Raw genomic sequence first — 16406 nt, 5'->3', positions numbered from 1 at the left:
CTTAGCTTCTGTTGGCTACCCGTTGATCTTGCTGGAATATGGCTTCCAGTTCCTCGCGCCCCTGTCGACCTATTTCAATGACTTTCTCGCTGTCGCCCAGCACTTTGGCTTGCTTGTTCAACAGGCTTTCATCGTGTTGCTTGAATGTTTCTGCTTTCTGCATGGCCTGGCCGTCGCTGTAACCCAGGGCATGAAGTGCCTCGGTGGCTGCTTCCAGTGCACCAGCGAACAATTCACGGATTACCGAATGCGCACCTGCTGCCTTCAATGCGAGGTAATCGTTTCGATTGTGTGCACGGGCGATGATGGTGATTTTCGGGTAATGATGAACAATGAACTCCACAATGGCTTGCGACATCTTCGGATCATCAATCGCCACAATCACGGTGCGAACCTTTGAAATACCCGCGGCTTCGAGAACTTCGGCACGCGAGGCATCGCCGTAATACACCTGATTGCCGAATTTCTTGACGAACTCAATGTGCTCGGCGTTTTTGTCCAGTGCAGTGAAGTGAATTTGATTGGCTGCCAGAATACGGCCAGTAACCTGCCCAAACCGGCCGAAACCGAGAATAAGTGCTTCTGATTCGCTGCTGTCAAACTTTTCGATGTTCTCGGGCGCTTTTGCAATTTGCTTGTCGGTGAATTTTTCAAACCACAACACCGCCGGCGCAGTCAGCGCCATGGAAATACCAATCATCAAATTGACCATGCCTGCAGTGCCTTCGCCCAGCAAACGAAGATCCATGGCTTGCGCCATGATCACGAAACCGAATTCACCGCCCTGACACAACATCAAGCCCAGCATCAGGCCACGCGGGAAAGGAACGCCCGCCAGCATGACCAGGCAGATGATGACCAGTGCTTTCAATGACATTAGGCCCAAGGTGCCGAACATCACAGTGAGTGGAGAATCAACCAGTAGACCGAAATTCAAGGTCATGCCAATCGAGATGAAAAACAGACCCAGGCTTAAGCCCTTAAAGGGCTCTACGTCGGCTTCAAGCTGATGCCGAAATGAGGAGTTGGCCAACATCATGCCGGCCATGAAAGCACCCAAACCCATGGAGAGGTTGACATGTTCCATCACCACCGCAGCGCCCAATACAATCAACAAGGCCACCACAGTCATGATTTCACGTCCGCCGTAGCGGGACAAAAAATGCAGGGCTGGGTTGATGAGGTAACGCGCAAATACAATCAACCCGAGAATGGCAGCAGGTGCAAGCCACCACTGTCCGGGGTCGGTGTCGGGCTCTATTGGGGCCAAGGCCTGCACGGCAAACAGAATGGGAACAACCGCGAGGTCTTGAAACAGCAACATGGAAAAACCACGCCGGCCGTCTTCATTGCCCAAGATGCCTTTGTCGGCCATCAATTGAATGGCGAACGCAGTCGAGGAAAGGCCCAAAGCCAGGGCGATGACCAAGGCCGCGTTGCTGTTCATCTCGAACAGGAATGCCAGCACCCCGTAAATGATGCCCGCAGTAATGAACAACTGGCCCGAACCCAGCAACAAGACTTGCGCACGCATGGCCCAAAGCTTGGCGGGCTCCAGTTCCAGCCCAATGACGAACAGCAGCAAGATGACGCCAATTTCAGAGAAGTGCAGCACCTTTTCCGGGTCGTCGATCAGCCCCAGCACTTGGGGGCCAATGATTACGCCAGCTGCCAGATAACCCAAAATTGCGCCCAAGCCCAATTTCTTGAACAGGGGCACCGCCAGGGCCGCAGCCAGTAAAAAGTAAACAACACTTTCCATCATTTTGTCTCTCGATGTTTTTAGATCAGTTCGATCGCCAGTGCCGTGCTTCGCCACCCCCAATGCACAAACTGGCAACGCCGATTTTTCCATTTGTTTTTTTCAATGCGCCGATCAAGGTACATACAATTCGGGCGCCGCTGGCACCAATGGGGTGACCCAAAGCACAAGCGCCGCCGTGAATATTCACTTTGGCTGCAGGCAGGTTCAAGTCAGCCATTGCAGCCATGGTCACCACAGCAAATGCTTCGTTGATTTCAAACAAATCAACCTCTGCGGCGTTCAGGCCGATTTTTTCAAACAGCCCTTGTAACGCACCAACCGGCGCGGTGGTAAACAAACTTGGCTTTTGCGCATGGGTGCTGTGTCCCAGTATGCGCGCCAAGGGCTTGATTCCCAGCTTTTCCGCATGGCTTTGTTTCATCATCACCACCGCGGCCGCGCCGTCGGAAATGGAAGAACTGTTTGCAGCAGTGACTGTTCCGCCGTCACGTCGAAAGGCAGGCTTCAACGTGGGTATCTTGGCTGGGTCTGCTTTTAGGGGCTGTTCATCGGTGCTGACGAATTCCGTGCCTTTGCGGCTGGCCACTTCGATTGGTGCAATTTCCCATTGAAAGCTGCCATCCTCTGTGGCCTGCTTGGCGCGGGCCAGCGAACGGATTGCGAATTCGTCTTGCGCCTGGCGGGTAAAACTGTACTGGTCTGCGCATTCCTCGGCGAAAGTGCCCATCAGCCGGCCTTTGTCATAAGCGTCCTCCAGGCCATCGAGAAACATGTGGTCCATCACCTGGCCGTGGCCCATGCGCATGCCGCTGCGGGCTTTGGGCAGCAGGTAAGGCGCATTGCTCATGCTTTCCATGCCGCCAGCCACTGCTACCTGGGCGCTGCCAGCCAACAGGCTGTCGTGCGCCATCATGATGGCTTTCATTCCGGAACCACACATTTTGTTGATGGTCGTGCAGGCACTACTAAGGGGTAAACCGGCCGTTAGCGCGGCTTGGCGTGCAGGGGCCTGGCCTTGGCCTGCAGGCAACACACAGCCCATGATGACTTCATCAACTTTCTCGGAAAGGGTGGGGTGGCCTGCGCGCAATACAGCTTGCTGAATGGCGTGTGCGCCCAGTTCACTGGCTGTGAAGCTTGACATGCTGCCCTGAAAACCGCCCATGGGGGTACGGGCGGCCGATACGATCACGATGGGGTCGTGGTTCATGGTGTGGGGTCTCCGGGAAAATAGGTGTTATTGGTCCTATTTTCCCGTGCCCACAGGGGTTTTACACCCCGGCTCAGCAATTATGCGGCAGTTTTTTCAGGGCTTTTTTCAGCCTTCAGTTCGTCCCGCAATAACTGTGTGGCCTTCACCATAACCGCCAATGCCGCTTCTGTTTCTTCCCAGCCGCGGGTTTTCAGGCCGCAATCGGGATTCACCCACAGGTTTTCGGGTGGAATAACCTGTGCTGCCTTGCGGATGAGGCGCACAATTTCATCCTGTCCGGGCACGCGGGGCGAATGAATGTCGTATACACCTGGACCAATTTCATTGGGGTAATGGAATTCACCAAAGCCGCGCAGCAATTCCATGTCGGAACGGCTGGTTTCAATGGTGATCACATCGGCATCCATGGCCGCTATGGCCGGCAGAATGTCGTTGAACTCTGAATAGCACATGTGCGTGTGAATTTGCGTGTCGTCTTGCACCGGACTTGCGGAGATACGGAACGCCTTGCTGGCCCAGTTCAAGTATTCGTCCCAACGCGCTCTGCGCAGTGGCAAACCTTCGCGGTAAGCGGGTTCGTCAATTTGAATCATGCCAATGCCTGCTGCTTCCAGTTCGACCACTTCATCGCGTATGGCCAACGCAATTTGCAAAGCGGTGGTGGCGCGGGCCTGGTCGTTGCGCACGAAGCTCCACTGCAAAATGGTGACTGGGCCTGTGAGCATGCCTTTTACAGGTTTTTCACTCAGGCTTTGGGCAAAGCGGGCTACATCCACTGTCATTGCTTTGGGGCGGGATACATCACCAAACAGAATTGGCGGCTTTACGCAACGCGAGCCGTAGCTTTGCACCCAGCCATTGGCCGAGAAAGTAAAGCCTTCCAGTTGTTCGCCAAAATACTCAACCATGTCATTTCGTTCTGCCTCGCCGTGTACCAGCACGTCCAGGCCGATCCGTTCCTGGAACTCAATGGCTTGGCGAATTTCCTGACTGATGTGTTGCCAGTAAGTGGTTTCGTCAATTTCGTTTTTCTTGAACCGCGCTCGCAAGTTGCGAATGTTTTTGGTTTGTGGAAACGAGCCAATGGTGGTAGTGGGGTAGGCGGGCAGGCTAAAACGCTTGCGTTGCAATTGCTGGCGAATTGCAAACTCGCTAGCACGCTGGTCGGCAGTCGGAGCCAATGCGGCCAGGCGTGCTTTCACTTCCGGGTTGTTCAGTAAGGGGCTTTGAGCGCGTTGCTTCACTGTGGCCTGGTGTTCATTCCACAAGGTGGCCAATGCGCCTGTCAGTGTTTTGCCTTGCAGTTGTATTTTTGCGGCTTGCTTCAGTAGCTCCAGTTCTTCGAGCTTCTCGATGGCACCAGCCAGCCAAGGTTTTACAAGCGGGTTCACAGTGGTGTCGTTGCTGAACCGGTAAGGCACATGCAACAGCGAACAGCTGGGTGCTAGCCACACTTCATTTTTACCCGCCTCAAATGTTTTGGCGATTTGGTGAAGCGCGGCCTGAAGGTCAGTTTTCCAGATGTTGCGACCATCGATCAAGCCAAGCGACAACACTTTGTAATTGGGCAGCCAGTCCAATACCAAAGGCAAGTCTTCTTCAGCGCGTACGCAGTCAATGTGCAGGCCGTCTACCGGCAATTTGCACACAGGGCTGGTATGCCCTTGCGTTGTTGAAAAATAAGTGGCCAGCAAAATTTTTACGCCGCTGCTTTTCAGTTGCAAGTAGCTGCGTTCGAAAGCTGCCAGGTAATTACCAGGCAGGTCCAGGCCCAGAATGGGTTCATCCAGTTGCACCCATTCAATGCCATGTGTTTTAAGCTCGGCCAGAATTTGGCCGTACACGGGCAGCAGTTGTTCGAGCAAGTCGAATTGACCGAAATTTGCTTGTTTGCTTTTGCCCTGGTACAGAAAGGTGAGTGGACCAATCAAACTGACCTTGATGGGATGGTTCAAGGTTTTCGCCTGTTCAATTTGTTCTACAAGGCTCGCTGTATGCGCTTTAAATACTGTGTTTGATGTGAATTCCGGCACCATGTAGTGGTAGTTGGTGTCAAACCACTTGGTCATTTCCAGTGCCCAGGTTTCGTGAACATGGGTACAGCCGTGGTTCTCGGTCGACTTTCCCCGAACCATGGTGAAGTAGCGTTGCAACTTGGATTGTTCTGCTTTGAACTCGAAACGTGCAGGCTCGCAACCCAGCAATTGAATGTGGTCGGCCATTTGATCATAGAAGGCAAAGTCGCCCACAGTAATGAAATCAAGTCCGGAATCAATTTGAGCCTGCCAGTGTTTTAATCGCAGTTCATGCGCGGTGCCGCGGAGTTCTTCCTCAGAAGTTTCGCCGCGCCAGTGGCTTTCCAGTGCAAATTTCAATTCACGGTTTTCACCGATTCTGGGAAAACCCAGGGTGTGCGTTTTAATCATGGTGTTTCTTCTTGTGTGGCAATTAAAACATCATGATCGGCATAAACGGAGTATTATTCAAACGAATAATATTATCGAAAATAGTGAATAGAATTCATGTCAAAAAGTATTCTGGAATTGCGCCACCTGCGTACCCTACAGGCCATTGAACAAACCGGCAGCCTTAGCCGTGCGGCCGATGTGTTGTGCATTACCCAAAGTGCGGTGTCGCATCAAGTCAAGGCGCTGGAAGACTGGCTAGGAGAAGAACTGGTATACAAGCAGGGTGGGCAAAGCCGTTTCAGCGTGGTGGGGCAACGCCTGTTGCAGCTGGCCGGGCAGGTGCTTGGGCAGGTAGACCAGGCTGAGCTCGATATTTTGCAAATGAAGCAGGGGGCAGGCGGCCCGCTGCGTGTGGCCGTGGAGTGCCACACCTGCTTTGACTGGTTAATGCCGTCGATGGATGTGTACCGCAACCGCTGGCCAGAAGTGGAACTGGACATTGTTTCCGGTTTTCATGCAGACCCGGTAGGCCTGCTGCACAAGGGCGATGCGGAACTTGCAATCGTCTCCGAACTTTGCGAGGAAGAGGGCATTGTTTCCTTTCCGCTATTTCGGTTCGAAATGGTGGGCCTGGTGCCAGTGGATTCAAAGCTGGCCAAACGTGCTTATTTAAAGCCCACTGATTTCGCTGGTGAAACCTTGCTGACCTACCCGGTACCCGACGACATGCTGGACGTGATCAAGCACTTTCTAAGCCCCGCCGGTGTGCAGGTAAAGCGCCGCAGCAGTGAACTGACCGTGGCGCTGTTGCAATTGGTGGCCAGCAAACGCGGGCTTTCAGCCTTGCCAGCCTGGGCGGTGAAAGGCTATGTGGACCGCGGTTATGTGGCCCAGGTGCCTTTGGGTAGAAAGGGTTTGATGTCAACCTTGTACGCAGCTTTACCCAAAGCCATCGCGGGCAAACATTACACCGCCGACTTTGTGGCGGTGATGCGGGAAGTGTGTGCGCGGGAACTGGATGGAATTGAGTTGTTGGGTTGATTACAGTGACACACCCGCCAGCTGAACATACACAGGTATACCCACCAAAATATTCAGTGGAAATGTAATGCCCAAGGAAAGCCCAACATACAGACTCGGGTTTGCTTCCGGTATTGCATAACGCACCACAGCGGGCACGGCAATGTAGGAAGCACTGGCGGCCAGCACCATGAGCAAGGCCGTGTCACCCACACTGGCGCCTGTGGCTTTGGCCAAAACCCAAGCCAGGGTGGCGTGTGCTATGGGTGCGACCACTGCGTAGGCAATCATCCAGCGCGATACCGTTTTCAGTTTCGGAAGGTGTTTGGCGGTGGTCAAACCCATGTCGAGCAAGAAGAAAGCCAGCATGCCCTTGAACAAGTCGCCGGTGAAGGGTTGCATGGCTTGTTTGCCCTCAGCCCCGCTCATGTAACCGATCAGCATGGCCCCGAGCAGCAACAGCTGTGCACCTTCGGTGAACGATTCTTGCAGCAGGTGAGCAAAGCCTTTTCCAGGCACAGGGCTTGAATTAGAACCTTGCCCCTGCTTGCGTGCCATGTTGGCAAACAGTACCGCCAGAATAATGGCAGGGGACTCCATCAATGCCATGGCGGCAGCCATGTGCCCACCATAGGCAATGTCGGATTTTTCCAGGAACTGCACAGCAGTAATGAAAGTCACCGCGCTGACCGAGCCGTAGGTCGCCGCGATGGCGGCTGCATCAAAAGCGGATACGCAACGTTTTAAAATCGGGTAGCTGATCAAAGGCACCAGAACAGCCAGTACAACAGCACTTCCCAAACCCCCAAGCACTTGCGTATTAAATCCCGATTCATGCAGGGCAAAGCCGCCTTTCAGGCCCAGGGCCATGAGTAGGTAAAGTGAAAGGAATCGACTGACCTGTGCAGGAATTTCAAGATTGGATTTGATCAGTCCACTGAAAATGCCCAAGAGGAAGAACAGGATAGCGGGGTCGGTGAAGTTGTTCATGATGCGCGGAATATTGAAAGTGCGCCCATGCTATTCACAATGATCAATCATGTAAAATCAGAAAAAAAGAAAATATCATCATTAAAAGGTTATGTAATTGGCGATGTATAAATCATGAACCTGACTCTTCGGCAGCTTCACCTGTTCACCGCGCTTGCCCGCCTCAGAAGCATTACGGCGGTTGCGAGGCATTTTCATGTCACTCAGCCCACAGTTTCAATGCAAATGAAGGAACTGGCAGAATCAGTGGGGTTGCCTTTGTACGAGGTCATCGGCAAGGCGGTTTACCTAACCCCCGCTGGCCTTGAGCTTGAAACTACGGCGCGTGCCATGTTGGCTGAACTGGAAGCATTTCAGCAGCGGATTGATGACATCAAAGGCTTTCGGCGAGGCAGGCTGACTGTTGCTGTGGTGAGCACGGCTGAGTATTTCGTGCCTCGCTTGCTGGGCGACTTTTGTGCAAAGTACCCAGAGGTGGAAATTGCCCTGGAGGTGTTGAATCGCAATGGTGTTATTCAGCGCCTTGAGCACAACCTCGATGACCTCTACATCATGTCCAAACCTCCGGCGAATCTTGATGTCGAGGCCAAGGCCTTCATGACCAATTCCTTGCAGGTGGTTGCACCCGCCGACCATCCATTAACCCAGCGCAAGTGGATAAAGCACACCGAACTGGCTCGCTACCCATTTATTTTGCGGGAGAGGGGTTCAGGGACCCGCTTGGCTTGTGATTCGCATTTTGAAAGTTTGGGTTTTGAGCCGACTGTGCGGCTGGAACTGGGCAGCAATGAGGCCATTAAACAGGCGGTGCAAGGCGGCATGGGTTTGGCAGTGCTTTCCGAGCATGCCCTGAATGCAGGCACGGCCGCAGGTAGTCTTCAAGTGTTGAATGTGCAGAGCTTTCCCATTCACGCCAACTGGTACACGGTTCGGCCCAATGGCAAAAGGCCTTCACCGGTGGCCGCCGATTTTTGGCGCTATTTGAATGTGAATTTGAAGAAAGGGCGCTGAATTGGGCTGTGGATTTGGACCTTGCTTTAAAAACGAACGTTCGTTCGAATTCATCCTCCACCTTGATGGTCTTTTCTGCGTTAACCTTGTGCGTAATCGAGTATTTATTTCATAAAAACAGCAGTTTTGGAGACTTTTGAATGAATCTGAATAATATGGTAGCCGTGGTTACGGGTGGTGCTTCTGGTCTGGGCCTTGCAACGGTGGAGCAATTTGTTGCTGCTGGTGCCAAAGTGGCGGTGTTCGACATGAACGAAGAGGCGGGCAAGGCCGCGCAAGCTGCGCACCCCGGCAAAGTGATTTTCCAGAAAGTAAACGTAGCGGATGCAGCGTCCGCTCGCGCGGGCATTGATGCCACTTTGGCTGCCTTTGGTGCCATTCACATCGCAGTCAACTGTGCAGGTGTAGGCACTGCAGGCAAAACGCTGGACCGCGACAGCAAAGCACTTCCCCTTGAAGCTTTTGCGAAAACCATCAATATCAACCTGATTGGTACATTCAACATTGCAAGCCTGGCTGCTGAAGCCATGGCAAAGAATGCTCCCGATGAAGATGGTCAGCGTGGCGTGATCATCAACACAGCTTCGGTTGCTGCATTTGATGGTCAAACAGGTCAGGCTGCCTATTCAGCCAGTAAAGGTGGTGTGGTTGGCATGACCCTGCCCATGGCCCGCGATTTGGGTCGCTATGGCATTCGGGTCATGACCATTGCCCCAGGCATTTTTGACACGCCGATGATGCAAGGTGTTTCTGAGGAATACCGCCAGCCCTTGATTGCGATGGTTCAAAACCCCAAGCGTTTTGGTGCGCCTGCCGAATACGGCCGCCTGTGCGTCAGCATTGTCGAAAACAATTACCTGAACGGTGAAACCATCCGTATCGATGGCAGCATTCGCATGCAGGCGAAGTAATAGAAGCATCTGAAAAAGGAATCATCATGGGCACAGTAGACCAATTCAAAATGGCTGAGAATGAGGACATCACTTTGTTTCGGGACATGCTGCTGCGCTGTCTAGAAAAAGAGGTGATTCCGCATTATGACCAGTGGGAGAAAGACAGCTGGATGCCCAAGGAAGCCTGGCTGATGCTGGGTGCCGCCGGCATGTTGGGGCCAGACATGCCCGAAGAGTTCGGTGCTGCTGGAGCTCCGTTCGAAGTGGCCTTGATGATTCTGGAAGAAACCTGCCGTTTGAATTTGCACTCGCTCAGCACCGCGTTGAACGTGCACGCCAACATCGTGATGCCCTATATCAACAACCTGGGCACTGCTGAGCAAAAAGCACAGTGGTTGCCCCGTATGGTCACCGGTGAAATTGTGGGTTCAATCGGTATGACTGAGCCAGGTGCGGGCAGTGACCTGGCGGGCATGCGCACCAACGCAGTTCGCGACGGGAACGAATGGGTGATCAATGGTTCAAAAACTTTCATCACCAATGGTTTGCATTGTGGCCTGATTGTATTGGCTGCCAAAACCGACACCACCAAAGGTGCCAAAGGCATCAGCCTGTTTTTGGTGGACAGCAGTTTGCCAGGTTTCAAGAAAGGCAAGGGCATCAAAAAAATGGGCCAGCATTCCAACGACACAGCCGAGTTGTTCTTCGACAACCTGCGTGTGCCCGCGAATGCCTTGCTGGGTGAAGAAAACAAAGGCTTCATTTACCTGATGCAAGAACTGCCGCGCGAGCGCTTGGGCCTGGGTTCACAGGCTGTGGGTGCCTGTGAAGGTGCCATGGCCATTACTGCAGATTATGTGAAACAACGCAAGGCGTTTGGCAGCACCATTGCCCAGTTTCAAAATACGCGTTTCAAAATGGCTGAGCTTCGGGCACAACTTGAATTGACCAAAGCGTATTTGAAGCAATGTGAAGCACGATTCAAAGTGGGTGCGATGACGACTGAAGAAGCATCCATCTTGAAATTGATGTCGACTGAGTTGCAGGTGAAATTAACCCATGAGTGTTTGCAGCTGTTTGGCGGCTACGGTTACACCGAGGAATATCCAATTTCACGATTCTTCACCGATGCGCGGGTGCAAACCATTTATGCGGGCACGTCGGAAATCATGAAGGAAGTAATTGCGCGTGGCGAGTTGGGACGGTAGGCGACGACTGTTATTTCGCCAACTCGACGGGATTGCCCGATTCCTCACTCACCGACGTTAGCGAACATACTCCAGCCAATCAGCCAATTGCAATGATCCGACACAAAACCGCAACATCACACTGGCATAAAGGGAAGTTAGTACTTTTTCAACACTTCCTTGTATCGCCTAAATGAAAAAAATCTTCGAGACTTTGCACGAACAGCGCTGGGACGACCACCGCTACTATCACCACAGCCGTATCAATCAAAGCCTGCATTTGATAAGCGCGCTGTCATTCCTGTTTGGCTATGTGTTGCTGTTTATTGACCCTGTGTCTGCAGCCCTCGTGGCGTGGTTGGTGGCCATGACCAGCCGTCAAATTGGGCACTTCTTTTTCGAACCCAAAACCTACGATTATGTGAACGATGCCACGCACGATCACAAGGAAGACATCAAGGTGGGTTACAACCTGCGTCGCAAAGTCATTTTGCTGAGCATTTGGGGTGCCTTGCCAGTGTTGATCTGGTTCAGCCCGTCTACGTTTGGATTGCCGCCTACTGGTGCAGACATGACCAGCTTTGTGCGCAGTGTAGGTGAGTCGTGGTTGTGGCTAGGATTGGGTGGTTTGGTGTTCAGAACCATTCACCTGTTCTTCATCCGTGACATTGAAACAGGTTTGGTCTGGGCCTTGAAAATTATCACCGACCCATTCCATGACGTGAAGATTTATTACAAATCGCCTTTCTATCTTCTCAAAGGTCAGTTGATTGATCCCATGGACGATGTCAAGGCACGCCAGGTTTCACTGAGCACACGTCGCTGAATTTTCTTGTTGCTGTTGCAAGCCTCGCTGGTGTCCCACCAGCCATCGGCTTGCATGCAGCGGGCCGCTTGAATAAAGCGGTCGCAGAACACATCGAAATCTGCATCCGTGTAGTTGTGGCTGAAAATCATTCGGCCCGAACCCACCCAGCTTAGCATCACGCCAGCTTGTAACAGGTAAAACTGAAACATCCAGTTAAATCGCGATGGGGTGTTGTACAGAATGGTGAAAATTGAAGTCATGTTTTGCACTTCAACCGGCAACTCCAGCTCAGTCAGCCGTTTGTTCAAAGCTGCACGTCGTGTGTTCCAGGTCGTGTCTACGTTTTGATACATCCGTTCTATTTCAACACCGTCAATGTGCCTTAGAAACAGGTTCATGGTTTGCATCACGTAAGGGTGTGAATTGAATGTACCCCGTGCAAAGCAGATGTCTGCTGGTTTGTTGTTGCGGTAGCGCTTCATCAACTGGGCTTTGCCGCACAAAACGCCCACAGGCAATCCGCCGCCCAGTGTTTTGCCATAGGTCACCATGTCGGCACGCACCCCAAAATAATCTTGTGCGCCACCTTTGGCCAGGCGGAAACCCAAAAAAACCTCATCAAGAATCAACACAATGCCATTCTCTGTACACACCTGTCGAAGCTGTTTTAACCATTGGGTATAAGCCTCTTTGTCGTATCCCGCTTTACGGCCACTGCTGATCAAGGCTGAATCACCGGGTGCATTTGTGTTGGGGTGTAAGGCCTGCAATGGGTTTACCAATACGCAGGCAATGTCTTTTCGGGTGGCCAGTACATGCAGTGTGCGTTGGCTCATTTCTTGTAGCGTCAACGTTCTATCTGCGCTTACAGGGTTGCCCACGCCGGGTTGTACATCGCCCCACCAGCCATGGTAGGCACCCGCAAAGCGTACTATGCGTTGGCGACCGGTGTGGTATTGCGCAAGGCGCACGGCCTGCATCACTGCTTCGGTTCCGCTCATGTGGTATGAAATTTCATCCTGACCGGCCAGGGCTAAAATTCTGCGCGTGTTGTCCAGCACCACAGGGTGATAGGGGCCAAGCACTGGCCCCAATGGGTCCATGTCGATGGCCGCCTGGCGGATAAAATTTTTGTAAGTGTCGTAGCCAAGCAGGTTGGTGCCATAGGCACCGGTCACGTCGATGTACGCATTGCCATCGATGTCCCACAGATGAACTCCCTCCGATTTGCTCAGAAAAAGTGCAGGCAACAAATTCTCGTTGACCATATTTCTGAATTGGAAGGGAACGCGGTATTTGTGAGTAAACTGTGCATCGGAAATGCTGCTGATCGCCTGTTCCAGCAAACGTTTTCCCTGTGGCGCGCGCCCCAACAGGTCTTGGGACAAATTCTGGAAACCTTTGCGGCGCTTCTCAACGAGCGCATCATTGGCACCGTCACAGTTGAAAAACGAATCACCTTCCAGGTTGTAATGCGGTATCAGTCTCGATACGCGCTTGGCCATTCGCACATGGCCGCTTAAGCCGGGGTGTTTTGCACGCGACAATTGAAGTCGGCGGTGCGCTTTGAATACAAGGTAGGCACTGGCGCTGGCGCCAATCAGTAAAGTCAAGCTGTCAAGGTTCATACACATTTCTGTCAAATACAACAGGTAAGGTTGTACGCCATCTCGGTGACAGGCTGATTAAATTGCAAAAAAACACACAGGCACATTCTGCGCATCAGGCGTCCCGCATTCAGTTGCAGGAAAGTGCCAACTTCATGCTGACCAATCGAATCCCTCGTTTGTTCAGTTCCTGGTTGATGGGCAAGGTGAGCAAAATTAAACACCCGTGGTTTGCCCAGCCAGCCTTGTGGTTGTGGCGCCAATTTGCCGATTTAAACCTGCACGAGGCGCAAAAGCAGCAATTCAATTCCATTCACGATTGTTTTACCCGTGCATTGAAGCCGGGTATGCGGCCCGTGGCTACCAGTGCCTTGGGCACCAGCCCTTGCGATGGAATTCTGGGCGCCCATGGCCTGGTGGAGGACGGCAGCCTGCTTCAGGTGAAAGGCTTTCCGTACGCCATCGAAGAATTGCTGGTAGACCCAGTACTGGCCATGAAGTTTCATGGGCATCGATACCTCACCATCCGGATTACAGCCAGCATGTACCACCGAATGCATTCGCCAATTGATGGGGTGGTGGAGCAGGTGGATTACATTCACGGCGACACCTGGAACGTGAACCCGGTGGCACTGAAGCGGGTAGAAAAACTGTTTTGTAAAAACGAACGTGCGGTGTTAAGCGGTAAAACCGCGCAAGGTGAACCATTCGCCATTGTGCCGGTGGCGGCAATTCTGGTGGCGGGCATTCGTTTGCATTGCACTGGCCGTGTATTCAATCAAACCGACCGCGGGCCTCAACGTGTTCGCACTCACGCACCCATTCACAAGGGAGAAGAACTGGGGTGGTTTGAGCATGGTTCTACGATTGTGTTGTTGGTGCCACCACACTGGAATCTTGTCGAGGGCTTAAGTGAAGGAAGCCGATTGTTCATGGGGCAAGCCCTGTTTGAATAATTCGGTTATTCTTGCGCCCTATGGACATATTGATCAGCGAAGAAAAGGGCGTTCGCCAACTTCATTTTGGCAGTGACTGGGTGCAAGGGGCCATGCGCATTGCAAGGCCCTATGCGCTCGAGCTTGAATACACGCGTGAAATGATGGCCCCATTGCTATTCAATCCCGATTCAAGCTGGCCACGTACGGCCTTGTTCATCGGCCTTGGAGTGGGGGCTTTGCCCAAGTTTTTACACAAGCACAGGCCCGCTTGCAAAATTACAGTGGTGGAAATATCGCCTGCCGTGGTTGCCGCTGCGCAAATGCATTTCAAGCTGCCGCCGTTTTCCCCAAACTTTCAGATCGAAGTGAATTGTGGCGCCGACTACATGGCCAACGCAGTAAGCCGCAATTCCCGGCAATTCGACTTGATCATGGTGGATGGTTTCGATGGCAAGGCCAAAGTGGGCCCCTTGAATTCCACAGCGTTTTACCTGAACTGCAAGGCCTTGTTGAGTGAGTCGGCGTATTTTGTAGCCAATCTTTTAAGCAACCAAAAAGATTCCACCCAAAGCAAGCAGCGCTTGCTGGACGCCTTCGATGGGCATGCAACGGCTTTGGCACCTTGCGCCAGTGGCAACGTGATTGCACTGGCCCATGTGGGCGCTGGTTTTTCCTCAAACCTGGCTGACTTGTATGCCAATTGCCAACGCCTAAAAGATGAAACTGCCCTAAATTTGTCTAATACAGTGGCCAAACTCATCGAGGCTTGTCCCAAAGTTTAAATTGCATGCCTAAAATAGGACACAAATTAAACTTACAGAGACATCGCAGCCATGCAAAATGATCAACATTCCATCTGGTTTTCCACGCCAAATCTGGAAAACATGAATGCCATGTGTAAGAACACGGCCTGTGAGGCTTTGGGCATTGAAATTACTGAAGTAGGGCCCGACTACATTCGCGGCACCATGCCCGCAGACACCCGCACATTCCAGCCCTTTGGTCTGGTTCACGGCGGAGCAAATGTGCTGTTGGCTGAAACCCTGGGCAGTATCGGCGCCAATTTGCTGGTCGATAACAGTCAATTTTATTGCGTAGGGCAAGAAGTCAACGCCAACCATTTGCGCGGCGTTAGAAGCGGCAAAGTAACAGGTACCGCCAAACTGTGGCATGCCGGCAAAAGTTCTCAAGTGTGGAATATTGAGCTGCATGATGACAGCGGAAAGCTCAGCTGTATTTCCCGACTCACCATGGCCGTTGTGCCTGTTCCCGGTTCAAAATAATTCATGTCCAAAGTTACTGTGAAACAAGATAAAAATGTTCTCGGTGGGCCCTTGCTCGCCTGCTCCTATGCGCCTCTCACCGGCTTTATGCGGGATGGTTGTTGCAGCACCGGGCCCAACGATTTAGGTCGCCATGTGGTATGTGCCAAAGTCACTCAAGAGTTTCTGGAGTTCCAGTTGCGCATGGGCAACGATCTCATTAGCCCCATGCCCCAGTATCGATTTGCGGGCTTAAAGCCTGGCGATCGCTGGTGCGTGTGTGCCAGCCGTTGGCTGGAGGCCTATGAGGCCGATGTTGCACCACCTGTTTACCTGGAAGGCACTAACCAAACAGCCTTGGAAATAATTCCCCTGGAAACCCTGCTTGAACATTCGATTGTTTAAAGGATCTCATGGTTAAAAAACTTGCCTCGCAGTGGCTGTCTGCGGCCCGCATAAGCCCCACGGCCTTGTACACGGGGCAGGTTTGGCAAACCACAGGTCGATCTATTCCTGAATTGAAATCCATGCCTGCCAGCGCGCTGCACTTGGCGCTGGCTCCTTCCATGTTTGTGTCCAGAAGTTTCGGTGGCCCAACACTCGAAGATTTTTTGTTGGCCCGGCACGATCTGATCGATCACCACCTGACTGAACTGATTGAGTCAGGCAAAGTCACTCAAATTATTGAAATCGCAGCAGGTTTGTCGCCACGCGGAAGTCGTTTTGTTGAACGTTACGGCGACAAAATTACCTACATTGAAGCTGACCTGCCGGGCATGGTCGCTCAGAAGAAAAAATTGCTGGCCACGCGCCTAAGGGCCTGCCCGAATCACCACATCAAAGTTGTCGATGCTTTTGCAGAACAGGGTGCACACAGCCTGGATGGTTTGGCCATGCAGTTGGATACCAGCCAAGGCTTGGCGGTGGTGACTGAAGGACTGCTGAATTATTTTGACAAAGACTCCGTACTGAACCTGTGGACCAGAATTTCTTCAACTTTGGCGCAGTTTCAGCAGGGGGCTTATCTTTCCGACATTCATTTGCAGGCCCAAAACTCAGACCCTTTGGCACAAGCTTTCGTTGCAGGCCTTGGTATTTTTGTTCGGGGCAAAGTGCACCTGCATTTCGAAACAGCAGGTCATTTGCAATTGGCCATGGAGGAACTGGGCATGGCTTGCCAAGTGCTTAAGCCCAGCGACTTTGCAGCGCAAATACCCGCGTGTTCGGGCAAAGGTGCAGACTTTTGCCGCATCCTGTTTGCACGCCCCGCCAGTGCGGTAAAGTAGACTGACAAGAAAAAGCAG

Annotated in this window: 14 protein-coding genes and 1 pseudogene; 10 read left to right on the top strand and 5 right to left on the bottom strand. The window is 52.4% G+C overall.

The window, feature by feature from the left end; genetic code table 11:
* Position 1: 1 nt before the first annotated feature.
* The 3 genes and pseudogenes from BSZ31_RS13715 to metE form a co-directional block, all read right to left on the bottom strand.
* Positions 2 to 1762, bottom strand: a complete 1761-nt coding sequence (locus tag BSZ31_RS13715; protein ID WP_105029886.1) for a monovalent cation:proton antiporter-2 (CPA2) family protein — start codon at positions 1760 to 1762, stop codon at positions 2 to 4.
* Between the two features lie 20 nt (positions 1763 to 1782).
* Positions 1783 to 2975: pseudogene (locus tag BSZ31_RS13710) on the bottom strand (acetyl-CoA C-acetyltransferase).
* Positions 2976 to 3055: 80 nt separating this feature from the next.
* Positions 3056 to 5404, bottom strand: coding sequence for a 5-methyltetrahydropteroyltriglutamate--homocysteine S-methyltransferase (gene metE / locus BSZ31_RS13705; RefSeq protein ID WP_105029211.1), 2349 nt, complete (start codon positions 5402 to 5404; stop codon positions 3056 to 3058).
* A gap of 96 nt (positions 5405 to 5500) precedes the next feature.
* Here metE and BSZ31_RS13700 point away from each other — a divergent pair, with 96 nt between their 5' ends.
* Positions 5501 to 6427, top strand: coding sequence for a LysR family transcriptional regulator (locus BSZ31_RS13700; RefSeq protein WP_105029210.1), 927 nt, complete (start codon positions 5501 to 5503; stop codon positions 6425 to 6427).
* Here BSZ31_RS13700 and BSZ31_RS13695 read toward each other — a convergent pair whose 3' ends face one another.
* A complete protein-coding gene (locus BSZ31_RS13695; RefSeq protein ID WP_105029209.1) occupies positions 6428 to 7396 on the bottom strand; it encodes a sodium-dependent bicarbonate transport family permease in 969 nt (322 codons plus the stop codon). It abuts the gene before it with no gap.
* Between the two features lie 114 nt (positions 7397 to 7510).
* Here BSZ31_RS13695 and BSZ31_RS13690 point away from each other — a divergent pair, with 114 nt between their 5' ends.
* The 4 genes from BSZ31_RS13690 (at position 7511) to BSZ31_RS13675 (ending at position 11313) form a co-directional block, all read left to right on the top strand.
* On the top strand, positions 7511 to 8407 hold the full coding sequence (locus BSZ31_RS13690) for a LysR family transcriptional regulator (protein ID WP_105029208.1): 897 nt from the start codon (positions 7511 to 7513) through the stop codon (positions 8405 to 8407).
* A 140-nt stretch (positions 8408 to 8547) separates the two neighbouring features.
* The gene (locus BSZ31_RS13685; protein ID WP_105029207.1) at positions 8548 to 9318 is read left to right on the top strand and encodes an SDR family NAD(P)-dependent oxidoreductase; all 771 of its coding nucleotides are present in this window, start codon (positions 8548 to 8550) and stop codon (positions 9316 to 9318) included.
* Positions 9319 to 9344: 26 nt separating this feature from the next.
* Positions 9345 to 10508 (top strand): acyl-CoA dehydrogenase family protein, encoded by a 1164-nt coding sequence (locus tag BSZ31_RS13680; RefSeq protein WP_105029206.1) that lies wholly within the window; start codon positions 9345 to 9347, stop codon positions 10506 to 10508.
* Positions 10509 to 10680: 172 nt separating this feature from the next.
* Complete coding sequence (locus BSZ31_RS13675) at positions 10681 to 11313, top strand: Mpo1-like protein (protein ID WP_105029205.1); 633 nt, start codon at positions 10681 to 10683, stop codon at positions 11311 to 11313.
* Here the strand turns inward: BSZ31_RS13675 and BSZ31_RS13670 are convergent.
* On the bottom strand, positions 11250 to 12923 hold the full coding sequence (locus BSZ31_RS13670) for an aminotransferase class III-fold pyridoxal phosphate-dependent enzyme (RefSeq protein WP_105029204.1): 1674 nt from the start codon (positions 12921 to 12923) through the stop codon (positions 11250 to 11252). The two genes, BSZ31_RS13675 and BSZ31_RS13670, sit on opposite strands and share 64 nt — an antisense overlap.
* A 62-nt stretch (positions 12924 to 12985) precedes the next feature.
* Between BSZ31_RS13670 and asd the strand changes: the two genes are divergently transcribed.
* Genes asd through BSZ31_RS13645 form a run of 5 tightly spaced genes read left to right on the top strand, consistent with a single transcriptional unit; the run spans position 12986 to position 16388 of the window.
* Positions 12986 to 13858 (top strand): archaetidylserine decarboxylase, encoded by an 873-nt coding sequence (asd, locus tag BSZ31_RS13665; RefSeq protein ID WP_240605719.1) that lies wholly within the window; start codon positions 12986 to 12988, stop codon positions 13856 to 13858.
* A gap of 20 nt (positions 13859 to 13878) precedes the next feature.
* Positions 13879 to 14622, top strand: a complete 744-nt coding sequence (locus BSZ31_RS13660) for a spermidine synthase (RefSeq protein ID WP_105029202.1) — start codon at positions 13879 to 13881, stop codon at positions 14620 to 14622.
* A gap of 51 nt (positions 14623 to 14673) precedes the next feature.
* Positions 14674 to 15123 (top strand): hotdog fold thioesterase, encoded by a 450-nt coding sequence (locus BSZ31_RS13655; protein ID WP_105029201.1) that lies wholly within the window; start codon positions 14674 to 14676, stop codon positions 15121 to 15123.
* A gap of 3 nt (positions 15124 to 15126) precedes the next feature.
* Complete coding sequence (locus BSZ31_RS13650) at positions 15127 to 15507, top strand: DUF2237 family protein (protein WP_105029200.1); 381 nt, start codon at positions 15127 to 15129, stop codon at positions 15505 to 15507.
* Between the two features lie 8 nt (positions 15508 to 15515).
* Positions 15516 to 16388 carry a class I SAM-dependent methyltransferase gene (locus BSZ31_RS13645; RefSeq protein ID WP_105029199.1) on the top strand — a complete coding sequence of 291 codons (873 nt, stop codon included), beginning with the start codon at positions 15516 to 15518 and terminating at the stop codon, positions 16386 to 16388.
* Positions 16389 to 16406: the final 18 nt, after the last annotated feature.

Origin of the sequence: Limnobacter sp. SAORIC-690 (assembly GCF_002954425.1) — a bacterium.
Lineage (GTDB): Bacteria > Pseudomonadota > Gammaproteobacteria > Burkholderiales > Burkholderiaceae_B > Limnobacter > Limnobacter profundi.
The sequence above is the reverse complement of the archived record's forward strand: the minus strand, read 5'-3'. Positions and strand labels throughout refer to the sequence as shown.